Origin of the sequence: Halobacillus ihumii, assembly GCF_902726645.1 — a bacterium.
GTDB classification, from domain to species: Bacteria; Bacillota; Bacilli; order Bacillales; family Halobacillaceae; genus Halobacillus_A; species Halobacillus_A ihumii.
This window is the reverse complement of record NZ_CACVAO010000001.1, coordinates 1,912,492-1,937,109: the sequence shown is the minus strand read 5'-3', so window position 1 is coordinate 1,937,109 and position 24,618 is coordinate 1,912,492. Positions and strand designations below refer to the sequence as shown.

Here is a 24,618-nt window from a genome sequence, read left to right as displayed (position 1 = left end):
GTCATCCAGAAACTGGATGACCTGAGGTGGAAGGGGGGTTCCATTTTATTTTACCGGAGTTTTTTCCATAAACAGAAATACGGTGTCTTCACGTGGTAATTGCTCGGTTTTATAACCTGTGTAACCCAATCTTTCATATAAAGTTATATTTTTGGTGCTTTTACTTCCTGTAAACAGCTCAAAGCGAACATTTCTATAAAAGCCTTCAATTTCATGCATCAACTCTTTAGCAATTCCTCTCCCCTGAAACTCTGGATCGACCATTAACTTGCCGATGTGACACGTTCCATTTTCCTCCAAAGCCCTGACTGAACCAACAATTTTGCCATCGAGTACATATTTTAAAATGAAATTGTTCTCAAAATCTTGTTCGACACTTGATAGAGTTTGTTGTAATGGTTGGATATCAAAGTCGTTATAAAGTTCAGCTTCACTTCTGTATGCCTGCTGCTGTATGCGCAGGATCTCTCGTGCATCCTCTGATTTTGCTTCAATGATTTCCTTCACTTTTACTCGCTCCTTTTCAGATATGTATTTTCTATTATCTACTCATTTTTGAGGGGAATGGACAAGAAAAATGCCTGTTTGAAGTGCTTCAATCGAAACACCAAACAGGCTTATAAACAGGAACCTTTAATTTCTGATACGCAAAGAATCTAACGTACTTGTAGAGGGATATTTCACCCGGTACTTTCGATTAACTGCGTCGATAATGGCTTTTTTAGATTCAGGGTCAGGGTTAGATTCATTACTCACCTCTTCATGAGGGAGCTTTACCTCAAAATCTACATGATTATGGTTGTAACGAATGGTACCTGAAACAATCATGATGAAATCCTCCAGTGCATAGCAAATTTCTCTTAAATTGTTACCTTCCCTCCACTAAAGCAAAGCAAACATTCCAAATATGTGTGAATTAGTGTACAGCTAAAGAGCTAATGAACTCTGAAGTTTTCTCAGAAAAATTATTTAAACCATCCCTTTTCCTTAAAACGAGAAATGGCTTCAATTCGATTACTTACCTCAAGCTTATCAAGAATGACCGAAATATAATTCCGTACAGTACCAGGTGTAATATAAAGCTGACTCGAAATTTCCTTTGTATTTTTCCCATCAGCCATCAGTTGAATGACTTGCTTTTCCCGTTCAGTTAACGGATTTTCATCACCAAAGGCCATATCAACCAGCTCTGGGGCAAAAATACGCTGACCTTCCATTATAATGCGAATAGAATTTGCCAGTTCCTCACTAGGGCTGTCTTTTAATAGATATCCGCTGACACCGGCCTGCCGAGCTCGGGAAAAATATCCTGCACGGGCAAAGGTGGTTAAAATGATGACTTTACAAGGGTGATCTTTCAGTTCTTCTGCGGCATCAAGGCCGCTCTTTAATGGCATTTCTATGTCCATAATACAGATATCGGGGTTGTGTTTTTTTACTAGAGTACATGCTTCCTCACCGTTTTTGGCCATTCCTACAATTTGCATATTTTCTTCTAGATCCAGAAGAGAGCCTAGAGCCCCTAACAGCATTTGCTGGTCTTCGGCAATAACAATGCGAATCAATTACAACCCCTCCTGTTTAGTTTGTTTAATAACGTTAGGAACCCGAATATGAAGCGTTGTTCCATTTGATGATGACAATTCCAGGCTGCCATTTACGAATTCCAGGCGCTCTTTCATACCTTGAAGTCCATGCCCTTTAGAACCGCCTTTCTTAGTTGAAACCCCTACGCCATTGTCTTTTACAGCAATCACCGTTTCTTTAGGGGTTTGTGTAACTATCACGCTGCAGGAGGTAGCCTTACTATGTTTAACCACGTTGGTTACAGCTTCCTTCAGACTCATACTCAGCACGTTTTCAACTAATAAAGGGGTGTGGGTAAGCTCTGGATCCCCTTCAATATGGAACTCTATTTGGGCAGCTTCTAAAATCTGTTGCACACGGATCATTTCATCTTCAAGTTTGGCCCCCTTCATGTTGGAAACCATCTCTCGTACTTCTTTTAGCGCTGTCCGTGCTGTCTGGTGGATATCGTGAATTTCATTTTTTGCTGCGTCAGGTTTGGCCTCCACTAACTTTCCTGCCAAATCACTTTTTAATCCTATAAGGGAAAGTTTCTGGCCTAAAGTATCATGCAAGTCCCGAGCAATGCGCTCTCTTTCCTCAATGACCCTTAATTGGGAAATACGCTTATTAGCATCCTCTAATTGACCTTCTAGCTTTAAGCGCTTGTTGCGGTTGTATATCGTGAAAGGAAGCAGGATCACACCGATTACGCTAATGATGATAAAAGGTAATTGCGTAAATAGTAATGTGCTTTTTGTAAAAAAGACAAGTGTAGTTACTGCAATTGTAGTGACAAGATGAATGACGTATAACGTAAGAAAGCCGGCTTTACTTTTGATGTTTCCAATAAAAAAGGCAATAAACAATGAAAAGTAAATGTAGCCGAAAAACATCGTCATAATCATACTTATGGCCATTTCAATACTAACCCACAAATAAACAATTCCACTATTTGAAATAAAAGATAGACGATAGGAAAGGAAAAATAATAGGATCATAAAAATACCAAAAATAAATTCAATTATGGATGATGATCGGAAAATGAAAAAGAAAGGCAGTCCGCAGAAAATAATCCAAATATACGAACTTAACCCCGTGTTTTTCGGGATGATGTGATACCAATGCTGCATAATTGTCTCCTCCAGTGTTTTCAGTAGAAGGTCTTTCCATAAGGTTAGTATATCAGTGCTGCTCAATCTATTATTCCCATATTACTACATAGTGAGCCATTATATAAACAAGGAAAAATCCCATCCAGTACGTGGGGGATGGGATTTTCGCATGAATCTTATTTTTCTTGCAAACTAGGTTGCTTATTTGGCAGCGGATTACCTGACTTTGGGTTTCGCAGAAGAGGTTTAACCTCTTTAAAGCTGATAAACGTTTTGTTGTCTGTATCATATAGACGAAACCGAATCGACTTCAAACTAGAAAGAAGTGTAATCGTTGTAGCTTTTTGAAGAGGAGGCGTGGCTTCATGGGCCTCTTCCAATTTATAATTAGGAACTCTAGGACTTAAATGGTGAACATGGTGGAATCCGATACTCCCTGACACCCATTGCAGGATTTTCGGAAGCTTGTAGTAGGAGCTTCCGTCAACAGCTGCTTTAACAAAATCCCATTGGTCTTCTTCTTCAAAATAAGAATCTTCGAATTGATGCTGAACATAGAACAGCCAAATTCCAAGTGTACCTGATACATAAAGGATCGGAATTTGGATGATTAGAAACGCCTGCCAGCCAATTGCCCAAATTATAAGGCTGTAAAGGATAGCAACTGATGCATTCGTTACGTACGTGTTCAATCGTTCCCTACGTTTCGCTCCTTTACGATTAAAGCGGTTTGAGATCAAGAACAGATAGATCGGTCCTAACCCAAACATTACAATTGGATTGCGGTAGAGACGATAGGCCAGTCGACCCCAGAACGTTGCGGCAACATATTCGTCTACTGTCATTACCCACACATCACCCGTACCGCGTTTATCTAAGTTACTACTCGTTGCGTGGTGAATGGAATGATCTCGTTTCCATTTCTCGAAAGGGAACAGAGTAAGGATTCCGGTAATGGTGCCAATCACGCGATTGGCTTTTTTATTTTTAAAAAATGACTGGTGTGTACAATCATGAAAAATGATAAAGATTCTAATGACGAATCCTCCCGCTATCATGGCAATCGGGATCGCTAGCCAAAGGGAGACGGCCAAACTCTGATAGGCAAGAAACCAGAGTAAGAAAAAAGGCAGGAGGGTGTTAATCAATTGACGGACTCCGGCTATCGTATCTGGTTTAGCAAAAGAGGCTACATTCTTTTTTAACTCTTTCTGTTTTTGCATACTCATGGGATTACTCCTTAGTGGTACAAACTTTTTAATTATATTTATCTCCATTTATCATAGAAAAAACAAAGGAGTATTGTAAGACATAAACGTCAGGTAAGATATATGACAAATGTCATGTATAAAGAAAAAGTGTCTGCCCCTAATAGGAGGGCAGACACTTTGTAAACTTGTTTGATTTAAATGATAACTAGGAAGTACTAGCCTCTTCCTCTTTATTCGATCCTTTTTTGGAAAATATAATTGCAATAATGACAATTAGAGCCATAACACCCCAAAACGTGATTTTCCACCATGTGTGATGGGTGAATCCTTCTGGTATCAATCCCCATTGAACATCAGGGTGAGCCAGAGTATGAATGGCAAGTTTCACTCCTACCCATGCCACAATAATGAAAGCGGCTTTTTCTAACACGGGATATTTCTTCATATATTTAACGACGTGGTTTGCAGCGAAACGAATGAAAGCCAGTCCAATAGCCATCCCGATGAAAACAACTAAGAACTTCCCGCCATCCATACCTCCGAAGCCTGGAAGCGGTGTGTTAGGCAGGGCCACAGCGATAGCTACGGCTGCAAGAATCGAATCGATAGCAAAAGCGATATCTGTAAACTCTACTTTAGCAATAACCTTCCACAGACTCTGATTGCTATCGAATTGTGAATTGGATTTGGAATTCTCTTGATCCTCTTTCTTCTTCTGTACCACATTTTTGACACCTAAATATATTAAGTAAGCCGCTCCAATTGCTTGGATTTGCCATATATTTACCACAAAGGAGATAGCAAATAAGGCCGCGAATCTAAAAATATACGCCCCGAAGATTCCATAGAATAATGCTTTTTTTCGTTTTTTCTCCGGAAGGTTCTTAACGAGTACCCCCATGACAAGGGCATTATCAGCGGACAGCAGCCCTTCGAGAGCAATGATTACGAGGAGGGCCCATCCGTATTCAAGCCATAATTCCATCGGAAGCCACCTTTCTACTTTTAGACATGATGGTCTTTTCCCTACTGGAAAATGGTATAAACACACTATAAAAAAGGAGATTACGAATCATGGGCAGGATCCGTAATCTCCTCAATTATATCTAAGCTGCATTGACGTCATTCTTATTATCATTTGCTTTGGTTTTCCAACCTAATAAGAATAGGAGGACAAGTAATCCTAGTATAGCGATACCAACAATCAAGTTTGACTCAATTAAACGAATGATATTGCCAAGTATAATACCCACGACACCAAAGTCAGCATCACCAAAGGTTGTTCCTTGGAAACCGAGGGAACCAAGTACAGGGAGTAATAATGCTGGTAAGAAACTAATCATGATACCATTCGCCATGGAACCAAAAATAGCTCCTCGTCGCCCTCCCGTTGCATTTCCGAAGACTCCCGCTGCAGCACCTGTGAAAAAGTGAGGAACCAGCCCTGGAACAATTACACTTAACCCTAATAGTGGGAGGAATAGCATACTAATAAGTCCTGCAATAAAGCTGCAAAGAAACCCAATAATCACAGCGTTTCCTGCAAAGGGAAAGATAGCCGGGGCATCAAGAGCAGGTTTAGCATTAGGAACAACTTTATCAGCAATTCCCTTAAAGGCCGGTACAATTTCTCCTAATAGCATACGAACACCAGCTAGAATAATGTACACCCCTGCTGCGAAAGTAAGGCCTTGCATAAAGGCAAACACAAGGAAGTTTTGCCCTCCACTTAATTCTGTTTCTACGAATGAAGGCCCTGCAAACCCTGCAACTACGAAAAATAAGATAACCATTGTTAAGGATACCGATACTGATGTATCACGTAAGAATCCTAACGACTTTGGAACCTTAATTTCCTCTGTAGATTTAGAGCCTTTTCCAACTGATTTTCCAACAACTGCTGATACAAAATATCCAATAGAGCCGAAATGTCCAACTGCAAAATCATCAGAACCCGTCACCTTACGTGTGAAAGGCTGAAGCATAGCTGGTGAAAGCACCATTAAAGCTCCTAATATAATGGAGCCCAGAATGATTATAGAGGCTCCGGAAAATCCGCCCGTCGTTAAGATAACGGCAATTAGACATGCCATAAACATTGTATGATGTCCCGTTAGGAAGATATATTTGAAAGGACTGAATCGCGCTAAGAGAATATTAACAATCATACCGAAGAGCATAATCATTGCCGTCTCTGTTCCAAAGTTTTCTTGAGCTAGGGCGACAATTGCCTCATTATTTGGAATAACGCCTTCGACAGCGAATGCTTCATCAAACATACTGCTGAATTGACCCAAGGATTGAACGAGTACATTAGCACCTGCATTAAGAATGACGAAACCCATCACTGTTTTAAGAGTTCCTGAAACGACATCTCCTGAGTTCTTGCGTTGAACAAGCAGTCCTATTAATGCGAATAGACCGACAAGGATGGCGGGAGTACCTAAGATATCTTTCATGATTAAATCAACCATTTATAGCGCCCCTTTAGTTCAAATTTAATTACAAATTGTTTTCTAATGCTTCGCGGAGCTCGTTCTTATCCATTAAGTTTTTCAGCTTGACCACATTTTTGTTTCCATCTTCAAGGCTTTCAACAATGTCCTCAGAACCTAAAAATAAGTCAGCTTGTTCCGTTTTGGCTGTTGTGAGGTCAGTATGAGATACATCAGCCTCCTTACCCATGTCTTGTAGTGCTGCCTTTACGTTCATTTCAACGATCATGCTGCTTCCTAATCCATTTCCGCATACAACTAATACTTTTTTCATTTTCATCGTCCTCCTTTTATTTTTTACGCTTGAACATATTGATTGATTAACTGAATTACACTATCGCTGTCATTTGCTGCAATTAAATGATCGACATTTGCGTCATTTGATAAAACTTCTGTGAGTTGTGCTAGTGCTTTCAGGTGAGTTTGATTATCAATCGCTGCCAGTACAATAATCAATTGTGCGCGATGTTTTTCTTTCTCGGAAAAATAGACGGGTTCTTTTAGCCGAAGTAAGCTCATCCCTAAACGTTCCACACCTGTTTCCGGGCGAGCATGTGGAATCGCAATTCGTGGAGCAATTACGATATAAGGTCCTAACTCCTTTACATTTTCAATCATTGCATCAACGTAATGGGAGTGTATAGAATGCTGATCAATCAATGGTTGAGCAGCAAAGGTGATTGCTTCTTCCCAACTCGCCACAGAGTCTTTAAATTGAATGGTCTGGTCTGTTAATAATTCGTTGAGCATTGGTTTTCGTAACTCCTTTGTCCCGGGGGTTTTGTTATCCAATAACTGGTTTAAAGCTCTCCTAAGTCCATCTTTTTCATGTACAGTTGCATGAAGTTCTATAACATCCATTAAATGGTCAGTTGGATTTTTAGGGAGACCTTTAGAATAGAAAAGCTCATTCATCCGCTGCATGACATGCTCCTTTTCAAGATTCGTCAAAATAGCTGGAACATGTATAACAGGGGTATCCTTCGGTTTAATAAAATTTGTAGAAAATATAATATCCGACTGATAGTGGCCTGACTGATACTCCCTCATCGAAAGCGTGGCTGTTACATCCAGTCCTGCAATTAAATTTTCTAATTGCGATTTCAGCATGTTAGAAGTGCCTATCCCATTTTCACAGACTATAATGGCTTTGAATTTCGTTTCTACTTTCTTCTTTTCTTTTGTAAGCCAGCCGCCAAAGTGCAGGGTGATATAGGCGACTTCTTCGTCTGGAATTGACTGCCCGACATAATATTCTAAATGCATCATGACACGCTTCGTTAAATGATAAATATCCTGATAGTTCTCCTGAATACTATCTGATAGTTCATTTGCAATCTGTACGCCATATTTCAAACGATAGAAAGTCGGTTTAATATGTGAAATCAGATTCTCTTCAAGTCCTTTCCTATCGTCAAAAATGACACAAGAATAGGTTTGAAAGTCAGAAACCATGCGTTGGACGACATGTCTTAGTCCTGTCATTTCTTGTTTGGTATATCGACTAAAATCATCATGTTGCACTTTTGACCCAAGAAGGTTCATTGTAATGAAACAAACTTCATCGTCCGGGAATAAAATGCCCCATAAATCTTCAAGTTTTTGAGTGATAAGCAAAGAAGCTTGGTAGGCTTCTGTTTGCTTCAGGATTCCTTTTTCCTCTGGGTCTACCTGGATAAAACTTTCTGACTGAATTCGTCGAGTGATAATCAATATTTGGAGAGACAACATCTCAACCATCTCATCTGTGAGTGTTAGACCCATTTCTTTTTCTGCCTCATACAGAAGGCTCTTTACATTGTCTCTTCGGTCTATTTTTTGAGAAGAGTCGTTAGAATCGGGCTGAACCATGTTATAAATCTCATGACGGGCATTATGCCACTCTTCATTCGAAAATATGGTCGACAAGAGATCTGAAAGTATTTTCCTCTTTACTTCCTCTGCTCCAGTAAGGTGATAGCCCTCGCCTTTTTTATAATGCAGAATCAACCCATGCTGCTTAAACTCTTGTTTGATAACCCGGAGAGCTTTAGCTACAGTTCCCCGACTCATCCCTGTAATTTCCATGAATGTTTTCATGGAAGCATTGTGTTCTTCTAATAAAATTTTCGCTTTAATGAGTAGTTCGCGTTCAGGCTTGGATAGTTGGTATTGCCAAACGTCAAAACTTTCTTCGTTAGAAATGATAATTTTGTTTCTGGAGGTTTCAGGTAGAAAAACTCCCTTGCCATGCTTATTTTCAATTTGCTCCAATCCCTGATCATCAAGCCAGCTATTTATATGATCAAGATCATAATAAATGGTTCTTTGAGACACTTTCAGTTTATCAACCAATTTTTTAGTTGGAATGGGAGTCGTGGATTGTCGAATGATGGATAACAAGTGTGCACGCCTTTTATCCAGGACCATAGGGTGCTCCCCCTTTACCGGTAAGTTAAATGCCTAAATTTGCAAAAATATACTATAAATAAGTTGATGATCATCATTTGATCTAAGTTTAATGCTTTTATCTTAAATATGTAAGTGGTTTCATTGTTCAAAATTTGTATATAATAAATTTGCAAAAGTGAACTCGTGAATCAATTTAGGATATCGATTCATAGAAAGATACGCCAAATCTTGTTTGATGGATATATCTTTTGTATGAGCCATGTGGTTTGTTCGTAGAGACTCCTATTGTGGAAGGTAGGGCAAACGGTGAAGAAAAGGCCAATTTGGCCTTTTCGAAGAGTGAGCGCCGATAAATACAAGAGCTAGGCTCGCGTTAAAACCAGGGGATATAGCATGGCTTTTTTCCTTGTGAAAAAAGGCGTATAATATAGAAATGGATTAAAGACAGAAGCGGGTGTAGTGGTCATGGTTCGCAGAAATAATTTTAAAACAATAAATCCGGCATCCGGGGCAATTATCATGGCGGTCGGAATCTTCTTGTTTGCCCCCATTAATGCTTTTCCTTTTTTACATCAGGTGCTTGGAGGGATACTTGCGGCAGCACTTGGAGTAGTAGGGGTTACCATTTATCAGGGCCTGACAAGGCAGTTTTTTGATCGGAATTTTTTGCTGCCTTTTTTGAGGAACCCGATAAACTCTTTTACGATGGGAACGTGGATCGCAGGGGTATCAGTGCTATGTAATGTGATTGAGAAGTATTACCCCGCAACGATCCTTGTCGTGCAAACGATCGCGGCTGTGAACACCCTGCTATGGGTCGTTTTTCTCCTAAGCTGCGCCATAAATTTTAAAGAATTAATGGCTCGTCCTACGAAGCATGCTATTCATGGTGTTGTGCTATTATCAACAGTGGCTACCCAGTCTGTTGTTATTGCCTGGATTAATTTGTATCCTTTTATGCCGCAGTCCTTAATTAGTGTAGTAATTGGACTTGGGTTTATCTTTTATATGTGCGGTGTGGTATTAATTATTGTTCGCTATGGAAATGAAGTCGAATGGACGTTAGCTGATCATTGGACGAATACGAATTGTATCATTCATGGGGCCCTGTCCATTACAGGCCTGGCGCTTGTTTCTGCTAATATTGGGACTTCCATGTTTTTGATGCTCTTTTGGTTAGTTGTGTTTCTCCTTCTTATTGTTGTGGAGTCGGTGGAAATAATACGGGCGGTAAAGCGAATTCGCCGATTAGGCTGGAAAAAAGGTTTGTTTACGTACAATATTAGTCAATGGTCCAGAAACTTTACATTTGGCATGTTCTACGCGTTTTCTATGACGATGCATGATAATCCCCATTATATGAATGCTATGTATAATTTCCACGAGTCATTTTTAGCCATTTGGGCATGGATTGTCTTAATTGCTCTCATCTTAGAGATGGTCCTCTGGGTTGATTCAAAGTGGGATATTTTTAATGAAAAAATAAAAGAAAAGGCTATTTAAACTTCCAATTGCTTGACTCAAGGTCCTTATACAAGGGCCTTTTATTATGGTTTAAATCTGAGAATAAACCTTTCTAGGTTGCAGCAGACTATATAATATCTTTGAATTATATAGTCAGTATGGTGAGGGTATAGTAACGGGAGTTTAAATGTAAACATACTTACAGTTGTGGAACGAGTTATAAGATATGGAATGGAGGGGGACTATAAGAAGAGGAATGAATGACGAGGGAGGATGCTTATGAATGGGGAAAAATTCTATTGAAAAACTATTCTGGAGTATTGCTCTGCCTGGGTTTGGCCAACTGCTAAATGGAAAATATGTGAAGGGCATTCTCCTAATAGCCCTTGAGTTTATCATTAATGTTCAAGCTAATTTTAATCAAATTATTCTGTTAAGCTTTCGCGGCGAGATTCAACAGGCGGTTGATCAGGCTAATTATGGCTGGTTGATGTTCTATCCGTGTTTATACTTTTTTGCAATGTGGGATGCCTATAAAGATGCGGGAGGGGGTAGAACTCCTTTTGCATTTTTCCCTTTTGTATTTGCAGCTTACTTTGTTACGGTTGGGATTATGTTTTCGGGAACGAGGGTTCTGGGCGTGGTGTGGGGGCCGATTTGGCTGCCCATCCTATCTGTGATTCCTGGCGTGGCAATCGGGTTCCTAATAAAAATAATAGTGAGGAAGTGGGTGGGTACTGAATAATATCCACCCTTTTGTCATGTAAAAAGCCAATCTCCCTGGCAGGAAGATTGGCTCGTTGATTGTTATAGTGGCCGGTCATCGAATTCATAATGAACGGGACCAGGTGCTACCTCGGCATTTTCCAGTGCGGGTGTATTTGGCCGAGCAATTTGATAAACAGCGGCGCCGACAATTTCCGTTGTTTCTTTAAGTTTTTCTTTACTAATTTTATCTAAAGTATCTTGTGGAGAATGATACCATGGTTCAAGTGGTGCATGAATGAATAGAGCTGCTGGAATTCCACGCTGGAAGAATGGAACATGGTCGCTTCGTCCGAGCTGGCCGTATTCAACGACTTCTGCTACTCTGGCTCCGGCTGCAGCGCCTAAGTCTGTAACAAGGTTTTTCTCTCCATCAGGTGTAAACATGATTAACTCGCCTGCATCACGGCTTCCCACCATGTCCATTTGGAACTGGGCTACCGTGCGATCGACTTCTTCTTGACTAAGAGAATTCGCATAGTGATAAGAACCGACAAGGCCCTTTTCCTCCGCTCCAAATGTCATGAAACGAAGTTCTGTGTCTGTTGGCGTTTTAGCCATAATTTTGGCAAGTTCTAAAACGGCGGATACACCTGATGCATCATCATTGGCTCCCGGACCGCCTGCTACAGAGTCATGGTGTGACCCGATCATCACAATCTGGCCGTTATCTTTTTTCTTATGAGGTTCTTTCGTTGCAATCACATTATATGAGGTTTTATCAATCGTTCCTGCATTTTTAACAGTTAAGGTTGTGGTTACCTGTTCCGTTTTCAACCGTTCGACAAGTTTGAGACCTGCTTCCCGGGTAATCGCGACAGCTGGGATGTCTTGTCCATCATAAGTATAGCCGAAGTGGTTCCCTGATTGGTTCTCACCATTAAACATGATGACACCGACAGCACCTTTATCCATTACATTTTGTACTTTGTCATAAAAAGTATAAGATCCTCTTTCGATTAACGCTATTTTCCCATCGACATTGCTTCCCACTTCTTCAGAAGACCCTAAACCTGCATACTCAAGAGGGGCTTGTACACTGGCATTTACAGAACCATTGAAAGTATGAGGATCACCTGAAAATGACTGTTGGTTAAATGAGAGTGCGGAAGTGCCGCCATCCCATTCTTGGAATGTAAAAGGCTGTAATTCCGTATCGTATCCATAACTCTCGAATTCATTCTTAATGTATTGAACAGCTTCATACTCTCCCTGTGTTCCTGCTTCGCGTGGATTCTCCGAAAGTAAGGCAATGTGGTTGTACATTCGGTCCGCATCAATTTTCTTAATCACTTTGTTGTCAAAAGCGTGATCAGCATTCTCGTTGGGTGTGTGATTATCAGCAGTTGCTGATAAAGGTACTGAGCTTACTACTAGCCCGGCAGCTAATACAAACGTAAGTATTTTTCGTGACATCGTTCATTCCTCCTTTATGTAATGGAACATCTATTATTGTCATTATTCCATTTTTTCAAAATTTGGCAAATCAGTGAATAGAGAGAGTTCAAACTGAATTTGTGCCCTTTTTCCTAAATCTGGATGTAGAGGTTCATAGGGATATGTCGAATGGATGAGACAATAGATTTGGAAAACTTTACATGATAGAAGGGCGAATGAAGATGATGTTACTTATGAATCATTTTTGTGGACTAAGGACAGTTGAGAAAAAGGAGTTGGGACAAAAGTGTTTTTATCGAATGAAAGCCGAACTAATTAAAAACTATAAATGGTGAATATAAACCGCTACGAAAATATACTTCGCTAAAACAAGCACATCGTTCGCCTTTAACTTAAGCGGTTTAGTTATGCCCCATCCTCTTTGAATTTCCCTCCTGCAAGAAGAAACTTTACATATGGAACACCCAATCACAATTCTCGATCATGGCTTCATCATGGGTCACCATAATGGCAGCGATGTTACGTTTTCTCGTTTCATTGGCAAGCAAGTTAACCACTGACTTTCCTCGCTCACGGTCAAGGCTTGCAGTTGGTTCATCTGCCAGAATAAGGTTTGGCTGGTTCATCAAAGCACGAGCAATAGCGACTCGCTGTTGTTCTCCCCCTGATAGCTGTTCAGGGTAATGACTGCTGCGTTCGGTTAATCCGAGGTGTGCCAGCAAGTCTTCTGCATACTTTATGATTTGATTTTTCTGGTGAATAAGTTTGCCGATGAGCTGCAGCTGCTCTTCCACGGTTAAGAAAGGAACTAAGTTTGCACCTTGAAAAATAAAGCCAATCTCCTCAAGGCGCAAATTGGTTTGTTCTTTTTTTGAAAGGTGATGGACATTTCGCCCGTTTAATCTCACTTCGCCGGCTGTGGGGTTTGTTAACGCTCCTATGATCGACAACAGTGTACTTTTACCTGATCCCGACGGTCCTAAAATGGCCCCGAATTCACCCGGCTTCACACGCATAGACACATCGTCCAATACTGTAATGGTTTCGCTTCCCTGTTCATATTTCTTAGTTATATTCTCCAGTTCTAAGATGTTCTTCATATTATTTCACACTCCCGATAGCTTCTAGCGGATCAACGGAAACGATGCTTCTAAAGGATAAAAGAGATCCAATCCAAGCCATTATTAAAATGAGTCCACTATTGAATAGAATCATTCCAACCGACAACTCAAACGGCACGCCGCCTGGGATAACTACGGTCAGCCCATAGGTAAGAGCGACACCTGCAGCAATTCCAAGCACTGACAATAAAGATATTTGAGCAAAAAGTGCACCAAGCAGGATCCGTACTTTAGTTCCGATCGCTTTCAGCACACCGTATTGATGAAGCTTCTGCAAGGTCATCACATAGAAAAAGGTGGCAAGGACGATAGCTGCAATGATGAGTAAAAATGTTACCATCATCGTCAATGATCCTTGTTCAGCTGAGTAGCCAGGGACATTAGAAAGGATATCTCCTTTTTGGACGACGTCGAGTGATGAGGGAGGATCGATGGCTGTATCCTTTTCTGAAAACAAGACTGCCTGATACGTGTCGGTTATCGAATGCCAGGTGTTTAATCCGGTGATCAGTGCGGGTGTATGTCCGTAGCTGTATCGTTGATCCGTAAAGCCTTTCACCGTCCAGGTTGTTTCGTTGTAACGGAATGAATCACCTATCGTTAATCCCTGTTGCTTGAGGCTGGGGTCTGCCAGCACTTCGTAGGGTTCTAAATGAGCAATATCGTTGGATGCGGGCATGAATTTACTCGATTGATCGAAGGCAAATAAGCTGATGTTCAAAGGTTCACTATTGTGCGTAATTTCGACCATCTGCATGCCGAGCGGGGAACCACCTTGAATGGTTTCAACCTCCGCTTCGGTCAGTTGTGATCGTTCCAGTTGATGTTTGTCAGCAGCCTCAACCACATAAGTCTCAGCTGGCATATTTTTTATGGCTGAGGCATTGTCGACAGCCAGGCCATTGGCAAGTCCTGAGATTGAGAGAACAAGGGCTGTAATAAGCGTAATAATGCCGATAATTAATACATATCTGAGTTTCGCATAGCGCATTTCTTTCCATGCTAGAAACATAAAAAAGTCACCTTCCTTTTCATAACTTCTCTTTTATCATAAAAGGGAAGTATGAACGGAAGATGAACAAGTCATTAAGGAAGGGTCACAGTAATAATCGTTCCTTTATGAAGCTGGCTTTTGACTGTAATGTCACCATCATGTAGGGTGATAATTTGTTTCACAATGGACAGGCCGAGTCCACTGCTGTCTTTTTCCTGGCTGCGTGATGCATCAGCTTTATAAAAGCGATCAAACATTTTCTCTTGATCTTCAGGCGAGATCCCGATGCCGTTATCTTCAATGGTAAATTGAAGCCCTTCTTTATACTTGGTTAAGGTCATCGTTATTTCGCCTGCTTCTGACGTGTACTTGATACTGTTTGTGAAAAGGTTTTCGAAGGCCTGGTAAAGCAATTCTTCGTTCCCATTGTAAGACACATCGTCAGCCTCAATATTGACGGCGATACCTTTGGATTCCCACAGCCAGCGCGTTTGCTTTAGTAGTTGCTGCAATAATGGAGCTGCCTTGAAAGGTTCGTGCTGATCGATACCCGTATCTTTATCAAGAGTTGCCATTGTGAGCAGCTGTCTGCTCAACTTCGACAGCCGTGTGCTTTCCGACTCGATGATCTGCAAGTAATGATCTCGGTCTTCCGCTGAGAGGGAGGACGAGCGTAATAATTTCGCATAGCCTTTCATGGATGAAAGGGGCGTGCGGATCTCATGCGAAACATTTGAGACAAACTCCTGACGCATATTTTCCACACGTTTTAACTTGCGGCTCATAGAGTTAAACGATTTTGCAAGAGTTCCAATCTCATCTTTACGGTTTTGCTTTAATTGAATTGAATACTGTCCATTTGCAATCTTCTCCGTCGCCTCCGTTAAGTTTTTCATAGGACGAACAATGTAGCGGGTACTGAACAACACAAGAATCATACTCAACAGAATCGTAAATACGAGCAGCACGGCAAGCAATATGTGAATTTCATTGAACTGCTGCTCAATGTCCGGTCTCATAAATAAAGCATGCCTCTCACCATTGATCTCGACCGGCACCCCAATGCTGTTCGTTAATTCGTTTGAAAAAAATCCAGTAACAAAGGTCTGGCCAGGATAATTCTCCATCCCGTGGTACGTTTCCCCGCTGAGAACTTTGTTAACAGCTTGCGCAGATAGCGATTGATCACGAAAAGGAGCTCCGTAAAAGGTGCCGCTCCCTTCTCCATCCGTTAAATAAAATTGGTAGCTGAGTTCAGCGGTTTGTTTGAAAAAGGTATCTGGTCCCAAATTAGTATCGTTGTAAAGCTGAACAATGTCTTTTGCAATTTCAGTGTTTTTAGCGTCATTGGCAGGCTTGAGAATTTGCTGGTAGTAAATGTTTGCCCCGATAAAGGCAATCACACTGCTTACCACCATAATGACTAACGTAACAACGACAATTCGTAAGTATAATGTCTTCATGTTTCCTCCAACTTATAGCCAACTCCACGAACCGTTTTGATCGAAAAGTCATCAGAGTCTTTGAACCTTTGACGCAGTCGTTTGATGTGGACATCAACGGTCCGATCGTCTCCTGCAAATTCAAGCCCCCAAACCTTTTCGATGAGCTCTTCCCTTGTAAAGGTTCGATTCGGAAAGCTTGCGAGTTGATAAAGGAGTTCAAACTCTTTCAAGGGGAGGACGGTAATCTTTGAACCTTGTTTCACCTCATAGGAACGTTTATCAAGCTTTGTCTGGTTCAGCTCAATCAATTGCGAACTGACACGGTTAAATCTTCTAAGAATAGCTTGTACACGAAACAGCAGCTCATCCTCTTCAAATGGTTTCACCATATAATCATCTGTCCCTGCTTTATAGCTTTTTGCTTTATCAACAAGACTGTCTTTCGCTGTTAAAATAATGATCGGAATATCATAAACCTCTCTGATCTCTTTTGACAGTTGAAAGCCGTCTTTATTCGGCATCATCAAATCAACGATGGCTAAATCGATCGTATGGTTTTCGAGCTTGGAGGAGGCATATGCTCCATCAGCCGCTTCAAGAACGTTGTATCCATTCTGTTCTAAATGTACGCGTACAAGTTTACGCAAATGCGGGTCGTCGTCAACGACGAGTATTTTGATCATCGAATCACCTCAATCCTTAAAGGTCAGCTGTTATGTAGATTATATCAGAGCTTGTCATGCCGTTTCACTTTTCCTTTTATTGACTCATTAAATAGATAGGGACTTTGGCCGATATAAGAGATAACATAGATACAATAGGAGGATGAACATGTTCCAACTTTTCGCCATAAAAACGAAACCGAAGCAGCCATCTTTTTCTTTTGATGAGAACGTTAAAGGATCGATTCAGCTTGAGAGAGGCTCTGATCTGGAGAAACAGCTTAAGATGGTTGATTTAACGAACAATGATTTGGCCATACTGAAAGCCCTGCAGCCGTTTGTTTCAGAAAATATTCATACCATCGTCGGGCAATTTTATAAAAACCTCGAATATCAGGGGTCGCTCATGACGATCATTAACGAGCATAGTTCAGTGGAGAGGCTGAAGCAGACATTAACGGTACATATTCAAGAAATGTTTAATGGTGCTATTAATACTCAATTTGTGGAAAAAAGAAAGCGTATTGCTGCGGTTCATGTTCATATTGGTCTGCAGCCGAAATGGTATATGTGTGCATTTCAAGATTTGCTGCTGTCGTTAATCGGAATTTTTGAGACAGAGATAACGGATCAGGTACAATTTAGTAAAGCAGTCCGTGCGACAACGAAGATTCTGAATTTGGAACAGCAAATCGTACTGGAATTATTCGAAGAAGAGAACTTGCGCTTGAGAGCTCAGGATGCGGAAGAGAAAGAGCGGTCTTACCGCAGAATTGAGCAAATGTCTCAGGAGTTAGCGGCGATCTCCCAGCAGGCCAGTGCATCTACGGAACAATTAACCGGTCAATCGGAGAAAATTTTAGCCGATTCAAAAAAAGGAACAGAGGTTGCACAAAACGTTGAACATCAATCCTCTGAGGGAAAGAAACAGCTTGAATTGCAGCAACAGCAAATGAACCATATCAAAGAAAGCATCAAGAACATTTCAACCGAGATGGAATCTTTAAAAGGTGTTGCGGAGGAGATTAGCAAAATCGTCACCATTGTTTCTTCCATTGCTGAACAAACAAACTTGCTTTCCCTAAATGCCTCAATCGAAGCAGCCCGCGCAGGAGAACATGGGGCAGGATTCACAGTGGTTGCGAATGAAGTGAGAAAATTATCAGAGCAAACAAAGTCCTCTGTATCCGAGGTTTCTAAGCTTATTCAATCAACAAATGGCCAGATTCATAATGTTTCCCACAATGTGCTTGATATCGATCAATTAATTACAGATGGTACTGATAAAATGGATCAAACCAACCACTTTTTCACTGAAATTGTAGAGGCGATGGCTAAAAACAAGCAATATAATTCAGGCATAGAACAGGAGCTCGAAAGTTTCTCTCAAGTGATTCAGGAAATAAATGATGCGGTATCACAAGTGGCTGCCTCCTCTCAACAGTTAACAGAACTAACTGAATAACATGAGTGTTTTTATCAGCTAAAAATCCGAACTAAGTGCATATAAACCGCTACGAAATTATACTTCGCTTTCCGCTGCCTCACAACGCGTGTGGCTGTTGAAAGCGAAGTGTATTTCAACTGCGTTTATAGCAAGAAGCTTTTAGAAAAATACCTGAAATCCTCCAAATATTTGATTTTTAATGGAAGCTATTATGAAATTGATTCCTCTAGGAATTATATAATAGTTGGGCCAATCTTCCTAGATAATGATTTCGTTTAACTGAATATTGTAACAATTATACCGTAACAAAATAACGATTAGTAAATTTTTAACTTTTTCTTATTCTCCAGTTTACAAATGAGTGATACGTTAGATGTGGTTAGATCATATCATTTGGGAGGGAGAAACGATGAAAAAAAGCATTTGGAGAAAGGTATTGTCGGTGACAGTGTTATCATCGATGATCTTTGGGACAACCACTGGGATGTCTGTTGAGCCAGTAAAGGCAGAAGAAGGACAGAGCCCTGAGATTAAGAACGTTATTTTTTTAATTGGGGATGGTATGGGTCCAGCCTATACGACAGCTTATCGATACTTAAAAGATGACCCAGACACGAAGAAAATGGAGCCGACCGCTTTCGATCCACATTTGGTAGGCATGCAATCAACTTATTCATATGATCCTCACTTTGATGGCGGTCCTGACGATGAAAAAGAGAATATCCCTGACTCTGCTGCTACGGCAACCTCTATGTCTTCCGGAGTGAAAACATATAATGGTGCAATAGCCGTGGACTTACAACAGGAAAATACCCAAACAGTGCTTGAGGTAGCAAAGAAGAAAGGTAAGGCTACCGGGCTTGTTGCAACTTCACAAATTACACACGCTACACCAGCAGCCTTTGGTTCACATGAAAACTCTCGTCAAAGTTATAATAAAATTGCAGATGATTATTATGATGATTTAATTAATGGAAAGCATAAAGTAGACGTTCTCCTTGGGGGCGGTACCGACTATTTCGTTCGTGATGACCGTAACCTTGCGAAAGAATTTCAAGGGGATGGTTATAACTATGTAACTTCTACTGAGGAATTAATGAGCAACGAGAGTGATCAGTTGTTAGGATTATTTGCCCCTGTCGGCCTTGATAAAGCAATTGATCGACCTGAAAAGCAGCCTTCTCTGCAGCAAATGACCTCAGAGGCATTGGAAACGTTGAGTCAAGATGAGGATGGTTTCTTCTTAATGGTAGAAGGAAGCCAAATCGATTGGGCGGGCCATGATAATGATGTGGTGGCTGCTATGAGTGAAATGGAGGATTTTGAAAAAGCGTTCCAGGAAGCGATTGAGTTTGCTAAAAAGGACAAACATACTTTAGTTGTGGCTACTGCTGACCATTCTACTGGTGGCTTTTCTATCGGAGAAGGGGGAGTGTACAAGTGGAATACTGATGTTATCCAAGCAGCACAACATACTCCTGATTACATGGCTCAACAAATCGTAGAAGAAGGAGCGGAAGTTGAGGCCACATTGAACGAGAACATTGATTTTGACTTAAAACAAGAGGAAATTCAAGCTGTTAAAGAAGCCTTGGAAACTTCCTCTGAAGAAGATCGATTGCTTGAAGTAGATAACGCCATCGAGAACATTTTTAATGAGCGATCTGGGACTGGCTGGACAACTAGCGGCCATACAGGTGTGGATGTTCCCGTTTATGCGTTTGGGCCTGGATCAGAGATGTTTGCAGGGCGCATTGATAATACGAAACAAGCGGAAAATATTTTCAAAATATTGGGAGCAAATCCTTCAGGCAGTGAAGGTGGGGAACTAGCTGATACAGCGACAAATTATCCTGCTGGCATACTCTTTGGAGCACTTCTCTTAGGTGCAGGCGGTGTTCTTCTTTTCCGAAAAAGGTCTGTACGCTAATTTTCAGTAAAAAGGTGATCTTACTATGAAAAAGATCGGGGTCTTGATGAGTATTTTCGGACTTGGGTTAGTGCTGTGGAATGGTTATCAGTGGTGGCAGCAAACATCAGTGGTAACTCATAATACTTCGCTGGCTCAGTCCGTAGATCAAGAATGGTCCCAAACAACTGAACAACCGACTTTACAAGTGAAGAATGTGGAAGTTCACCAGACTAGGCCTGCCTATGAACGTGGTGAGAAGGTGGGGAAGTTTGTAATTCCTAGGTTAGGAACAGTGTATCCAGTTTTCTTTGGAACGGATGCCGATACGTTAAAAAAGGGAGTCGGAATTTACGATACCGCCTTTACGAATGTTCCAGCATCCAAGCAGCATACTGCTCTTGCAGGCCACCGAGATACGACCTTTCGTCACTTGGATCAATTATTTGAAGGAGACCGGATTTATTTAAAGGTAGATAATGTGAAATACGAATATCAGATTAGGAAAACGTGGATAACAAATGCTGATGACCGATCGGTGATTGTTACGAAGCAAACTCCAACTTTAACGCTTACGACATGTTACCCGTTTGATTATATTGGATCGGCCCCTGATCGATATATTGTTCAAGCTGCCTTGATAGGTAAGTCAAAAGTGGATAAAGAGTGAAACAGACCAGCCGTCTCCTTTTACGGGAAGCGGCTGGCTTTTTTGCAACCAGAATTTACCGTTGCAATGAAACCAAGCACGCCTCTACTCGTATATAATAAAAAGATAATGGCAGTAGGAGGAGGAGAAGGATGAATGAATTAGACGTGCTGTCTATTGACAATTGTGATGTTTATATACGGGATCATCACATACTAACTGATGTATCTTTTCGAACTCCGCGGGGAACCATTACCGCATTAGTCGGACATAATGGAGCTGGTAAGTCCACTCTGATGAAAGCGATTATTGGCTCACAGGAAAAGTCGGCTGGAAGAATATCGGTTGCGGGAATCGATCAAGATGATCAATTTTCATTTTATAAGCGGCAATTCAGTTATATTCCAGAAGAGCCATTGTTAATGAGCGAATTAACCGTCTATCAACATTTTCAACTTTATCAAAAGAGTTACAACATACCTGATGACTCATTCAAACAAAGGGTCAATCAATATACAGAAGCATTTGAGTTAACCGATAAACTGGATGAATACCCTGAGTCATTATCAAAAGGGATGAGACAGAAGGCGCAAACAATCTGTGCTTTGCTGCCTGAAGTTCCATTACTTTTAATTGATGAACCATTTATGGGGCTTGATGTTTATGCGGGCGCTTATCTTGAGAGATTACTAGTAGACCGAAAGAATGACGGAACGAGCATTTTGTTAACCACTCACCAGTTGGACAAGGTGCGTGAGCTGGCTGATGAATTTGTGATGTTAAAAGAAGGTGCCGTATCTTCTTCAGGAGCTGTTGAGCAATTTCATGAGCTCGATCGGAGGCATACATAAATGGAATCCTCAACTTGGTCTGTGTACAGATGGGTCAGGAAGGAGCGAGCTAGAAAGAAGCGCAATCTGTATAAGCAAGCGTTTAGCTTAAACTTTGATTGGACACTCGCCTTTTATTTAGCTATTTATACCGGTGTTATGCTGCTGATAATGTTTGAGTGGCTGCAAGATTTCATACCCATGTTCGAATCCTGGCAAACTACCAGCGCCTCCTGGCTATGGTTACTACCTTTCGCAGTATTAATACGGGCGTGCAGTCAATCCTTTTTTCATCCGGGAATATGCTTTACCTCTTCTGAATTAAAATTGAGTGTGCTTCCTCATTCAAGAAATCGGTTGTTCTGGCTCATGGTAGCAGAACGCGGACTGGTTCATTGCACGGTGGCGTTTACAGCAAGTAGTTTAATAGGAATCATCACACCATTTTCATTCCTGTTTCTACTAAAAGTTGCGGCCATATACACTCTATTTTTCTGGCTTAGCCTACTCATTCATTGGAAGATGTACTCTGTTTCGCGGTGGAAAAAATTTCTCACCATGTTGTTGATTTTTGCTGTCGTTGGGTTTTCACGTTATTTGATTTTAATGGCAGGTTGGAGCGGTCTCGTTATGGGCTTTGCGCTATGTATAGTTATGGTGGGAGTTAACTTCTATTTGCTGCCGCGTGTATTACATCATGTCGATTGGGCTAAAGTGGTTGGCGCTAACGATGCGAGGGTCTGGAACATTAGACTAATCAGTCAAGTAACGAGAATAGAAATTAAACCGCCGAAGCGTTACGGTATCTTGCAAACATACCTGCGGAGTCGTCGAGCAAAGCAGCGATTCACAAACATTTATTCCCTCTATCACAGGCTTTGGAGAAACCACTTGCAGTCTCAGTTTAAATATATTGGGACCACTATTGTAACTTGTATCGTAATTCTCACGGTTCTACCGGGGCAAGTCGAATGGATGTTACTCGTTACGACGCCAATCGCTTTGTTTATTTATATTGAAGTTGCTGCGAGTCTTTTTGAAGAACAATTTCATCAGGAGCCGATTCTCCGTATTCTCCCAATTGAAGAAAAGGGCTGGAGGGCGACATATTTTAAATGGGCGGTGACAGGAGTAATTTTACTCGTTCTCACTTTTTTCATCACCGGTTGGCTGCTTGCTGGTCTGAACATAGGCCTATGCATTCAAGTTATTGGGTTGATGTATCTGGCTGTGCATGAACTTCACGGACAAATCAGGGAGCGAATGTACAAAGTACAACGGATCAATTATCGAAAAAATGAACTCCTTCAACTTGCTGGTTATACAGTTTTAGGCTTGGGAATCTATTTTGCACCGTTTATGCTAGCTATTCTTTTACTGCCCTGGATAGGAAAATATAAAAGCTTCTGAGGTAAGTCCCATTACTATTAAAGATGGGGGGGTACACAGAAGCTTTTTATTCTAATTGCTCATGTTTTCTTCTCCCAGTAATAAAATCGAACTATGTATAATAAACTATATTGAAATAAAATTTCTAATTATCAGTCATTTTATTGACAAAATAGTTCACTAAGACTATGATTAGAGCAACTTAAATTTTTTAAAATACTATGAAAGCGCTTCATAAATTGGCTGTGATAAATTAGTTCCTCTCTGAGCAGTAGACGACTGAATCTGCAGTGAATGAATATTTATGTTGTTGTTTAGAAACAACATTAACCGCGACATCAAGGGTTAATGCGTTTCATATATTTAATAAATCAAAGGGGGAAGCAACTTGAAGAAGGTACTCAAAGGTCCTGTTTTGTTCGGGTGGATAGCGATACTTAGCTTAATTCTAGTTGTGGGCTGCTCCTCGGATGAAGAAGCGTCTTCTGAAGGGGATAACAGTGAGCTTATGAACGATGGAAAAGTAAATGGCGAGCTTGAAATTCAGTATTTTGTTGGCGGGTATGGGGACTCATGGTGGAAAGAAGTCATTGCCGACTTTAAAGAGGAGTATCCTGATGTAACTGTAACGGAGCATGCGGGCCCTAATATTAACCAAGAGATGAGATCGCGCTGGGTTTCAGGTGATCCACCTGACGTTGTTTATATTGATGGAGCTGGCTCCAGCGAAACGCAGATGGTTGAGGATGGACAGCTGATGAATCTCACCGACTGGGTGAAGGATGTTGAAGTCGACGGTAAACCTATTTTAGAAAGTTTTATTGTAGACCCGGCTAAATATGATGGGGAAATCTACTCGTTACCGCTAGTCTTTGATACGTGGGGAACCTGGTATGATGAAGCTTGGTTTGAAGAAGAAGGCTATAAAGTACCAACTGACTTTGAAAGCTTTATGAGCACTATGGGAGAGATTAAAGAAGGCGAAGATATTGCACCGTTTGTGACAACTGGAAAACACCCTTATTACTTCTTACGCGGGATGTTATACCCAGCCTTTGGAGCTGCCGGCGGGGATCAACTCCTTGAGGACGTGATTACAGGGAAAGAAGGCGCCTGGACAAGTGAACCCGTTCTTGAAGTTATGAAAAAAGTGGAACAAATGCAGAAAGAGGGCTATATTGATAAAGGATTTGGGGCCTTGAACCATACCCAATCGCAAATGAACTTCCTTCTTCATAAGAATGCTTTTATTCCTGTAGGGTTCTGGCTGCCAAATGAAATGGAGAAAGATAAGCCAGAAGACTTTAAGTATGGATTTATTCCTTCCCCTATGCAGGATGCAGGTGAACCTTTCGCTGTAGTTCCTGACTTGCGTCCGCTTGCGATTGCTGAAGAAGCAGATAATCCTGAAGCTGCCAAAGCCTTTGTAGACTTTGTCTTCACGAAGGAATATGCTACTTTATTCTCTGAACACACAGGAGCGATTATGAACATCAATGGTGTGGATTTGTCCGAGAACGAAAATGTTCCGAATTACTTAATCGAAGCGAATGCGATGATTAACGATCCAGAACAAGTTCAAATCTATCAAAAGCCGCACCCAATGAGTGCCGATTTGGAAACACCGATTAGTAACGCGTTAGTCTCATTAATGCTGGGCAATATTACAGCAGAAGAATTTTGTCAGCAGGCAGAAGAAGCTGCTGCTGAGTATCGAAACAGCAAGTAAGCAAGTGAGATGTTTACGGTATGGAATATAGAGGCTGA

At 41.1% G+C, this 24,618-nt stretch carries 22 protein-coding genes; 8 read left to right on the top strand and 14 right to left on the bottom strand.

Translation table 11 applies throughout. The features are described from left to right. Nucleotides 1-45: 45 nt before the first annotated feature. The 9 genes from G6R08_RS09625 to G6R08_RS09585 all read right to left on the bottom strand — a co-directional run bounded on the left by G6R08_RS09625 (nt 46) and on the right by G6R08_RS09585 (nt 8,796). A complete protein-coding gene (locus tag G6R08_RS09625) occupies nt 46-507 on the bottom strand; it encodes a GNAT family N-acetyltransferase (protein WP_163527784.1) in 462 nt (153 codons plus the stop codon). A gap of 126 nt (nt 508-633) precedes the next feature. Further along, nucleotides 634-828: a hypothetical protein gene (locus G6R08_RS09620; RefSeq protein WP_079528973.1), complete on the bottom strand. Its 195-nt coding sequence runs from the start codon at nt 826-828 to the stop codon at nt 634-636. A gap of 137 nt (nt 829-965) precedes the next feature. Beyond that, nucleotides 966-1,565, bottom strand: coding sequence for a response regulator transcription factor (locus G6R08_RS09615; protein ID WP_163527783.1), 600 nt, complete (start codon nt 1,563-1,565; stop codon nt 966-968). Continuing rightward, the gene (locus tag G6R08_RS09610) at nt 1,566-2,699 is read right to left on the bottom strand and encodes a sensor histidine kinase (protein ID WP_163527782.1); all 1,134 of its coding nucleotides are present in this window, start codon (nt 2,697-2,699) and stop codon (nt 1,566-1,568) included. Between the two features lie 158 nt (nt 2,700-2,857). After that, nucleotides 2,858-3,910 (bottom strand): Delta(5) desaturase DesA, encoded by a 1,053-nt coding sequence (gene desA, locus G6R08_RS09605; protein ID WP_163527781.1) that lies wholly within the window; start codon nt 3,908-3,910, stop codon nt 2,858-2,860. A gap of 187 nt (nt 3,911-4,097) precedes the next feature. Further along, nucleotides 4,098-4,877 (bottom strand): TerC family protein, encoded by a 780-nt coding sequence (locus G6R08_RS09600; protein ID WP_163527780.1) that lies wholly within the window; start codon nt 4,875-4,877, stop codon nt 4,098-4,100. 121 nt (nt 4,878-4,998) lie between these two features. Beyond that, on the bottom strand, nt 4,999-6,366 hold the full coding sequence (locus G6R08_RS09595) for a PTS ascorbate transporter subunit IIC (protein WP_163527779.1): 1,368 nt from the start codon (nt 6,364-6,366) through the stop codon (nt 4,999-5,001). 28 nt (nt 6,367-6,394) lie between these two features. Beyond that, nucleotides 6,395-6,661 (bottom strand): PTS sugar transporter subunit IIB, encoded by a 267-nt coding sequence (locus G6R08_RS09590; protein WP_079528967.1) that lies wholly within the window; start codon nt 6,659-6,661, stop codon nt 6,395-6,397. A 23-nt stretch (nt 6,662-6,684) separates the two neighbouring features. Beyond that, nucleotides 6,685-8,796 carry a BglG family transcription antiterminator gene (locus tag G6R08_RS09585; RefSeq protein WP_163527778.1) on the bottom strand — a complete coding sequence of 704 codons (2,112 nt, stop codon included), beginning with the start codon at nt 8,794-8,796 and terminating at the stop codon, nt 6,685-6,687. A gap of 447 nt (nt 8,797-9,243) precedes the next feature. Between G6R08_RS09585 and G6R08_RS09580 the strand changes: the two genes are divergently transcribed. Both G6R08_RS09580 and G6R08_RS09575 read left to right on the top strand, forming a co-directional pair. Then, nucleotides 9,244-10,281, top strand: coding sequence for a TDT family transporter (locus G6R08_RS09580; RefSeq protein WP_163527777.1), 1,038 nt, complete (start codon nt 9,244-9,246; stop codon nt 10,279-10,281). Between the two features lie 244 nt (nt 10,282-10,525). Continuing rightward, complete coding sequence (locus tag G6R08_RS09575; protein WP_163527776.1) at nt 10,526-10,987, top strand: hypothetical protein; 462 nt, start codon at nt 10,526-10,528, stop codon at nt 10,985-10,987. 62 nt (nt 10,988-11,049) lie between these two features. Here the strand turns inward: G6R08_RS09575 and G6R08_RS09570 are convergent, their stop codons facing one another. The 5 genes from G6R08_RS09570 to G6R08_RS09550 all read right to left on the bottom strand — a co-directional run bounded on the left by G6R08_RS09570 (nt 11,050) and on the right by G6R08_RS09550 (nt 16,648). Continuing rightward, complete coding sequence (locus G6R08_RS09570; protein ID WP_163527775.1) at nt 11,050-12,423, bottom strand: M28 family peptidase; 1,374 nt, start codon at nt 12,421-12,423, stop codon at nt 11,050-11,052. Between the two features lie 431 nt (nt 12,424-12,854). Next, nucleotides 12,855-13,505, bottom strand: a complete 651-nt coding sequence (locus G6R08_RS09565; RefSeq protein ID WP_163527774.1) for an ABC transporter ATP-binding protein — start codon at nt 13,503-13,505, stop codon at nt 12,855-12,857. 1 nt (nt 13,506) lies between these two features. Then, the gene (locus tag G6R08_RS09560) at nt 13,507-14,538 is read right to left on the bottom strand and encodes an ABC transporter permease (protein ID WP_163527773.1); all 1,032 of its coding nucleotides are present in this window, start codon (nt 14,536-14,538) and stop codon (nt 13,507-13,509) included. Nucleotides 14,539-14,612: 74 nt separating this feature from the next. Further along, entirely contained in the window at nt 14,613-15,983 is a 1,371-nt protein-coding gene (locus tag G6R08_RS09555) for a sensor histidine kinase (protein WP_163527772.1), read from the bottom strand. Continuing rightward, entirely contained in the window at nt 15,980-16,648 is a 669-nt protein-coding gene (locus G6R08_RS09550; RefSeq protein ID WP_163527771.1) for a response regulator transcription factor, read from the bottom strand. The genes G6R08_RS09555 and G6R08_RS09550 overlap by 4 nt, the downstream gene beginning before the upstream one ends. A gap of 148 nt (nt 16,649-16,796) precedes the next feature. Between G6R08_RS09550 and G6R08_RS09545 the strand changes: the two genes are divergently transcribed. The 6 genes from G6R08_RS09545 to G6R08_RS09520 all read left to right on the top strand — a co-directional run bounded on the left by G6R08_RS09545 (nt 16,797) and on the right by G6R08_RS09520 (nt 24,580). After that, a complete protein-coding gene (locus tag G6R08_RS09545) occupies nt 16,797-18,092 on the top strand; it encodes a globin-coupled sensor protein (RefSeq protein WP_163527770.1) in 1,296 nt (431 codons plus the stop codon). Between the two features lie 391 nt (nt 18,093-18,483). Beyond that, on the top strand, nt 18,484-20,004 hold the full coding sequence (locus G6R08_RS09540) for an alkaline phosphatase (protein ID WP_163527769.1): 1,521 nt from the start codon (nt 18,484-18,486) through the stop codon (nt 20,002-20,004). 25 nt (nt 20,005-20,029) lie between these two features. Beyond that, nucleotides 20,030-20,653 carry a class D sortase gene (locus G6R08_RS09535; protein ID WP_163527768.1) on the top strand — a complete coding sequence of 208 codons (624 nt, stop codon included), beginning with the start codon at nt 20,030-20,032 and terminating at the stop codon, nt 20,651-20,653. Nucleotides 20,654-20,784: 131 nt separating this feature from the next. Next, a complete protein-coding gene (locus G6R08_RS09530) occupies nt 20,785-21,483 on the top strand; it encodes an ABC transporter ATP-binding protein (RefSeq protein ID WP_163527767.1) in 699 nt (232 codons plus the stop codon). Further along, a complete protein-coding gene (locus tag G6R08_RS09525) occupies nt 21,484-22,872 on the top strand; it encodes a hypothetical protein (protein ID WP_163527766.1) in 1,389 nt (462 codons plus the stop codon). A gap of 367 nt (nt 22,873-23,239) precedes the next feature. Then, nucleotides 23,240-24,580, top strand: a complete 1,341-nt coding sequence (locus G6R08_RS09520; protein WP_163527765.1) for an ABC transporter substrate-binding protein — start codon at nt 23,240-23,242, stop codon at nt 24,578-24,580. Nucleotides 24,581-24,618 lie beyond the last annotated feature (38 nt).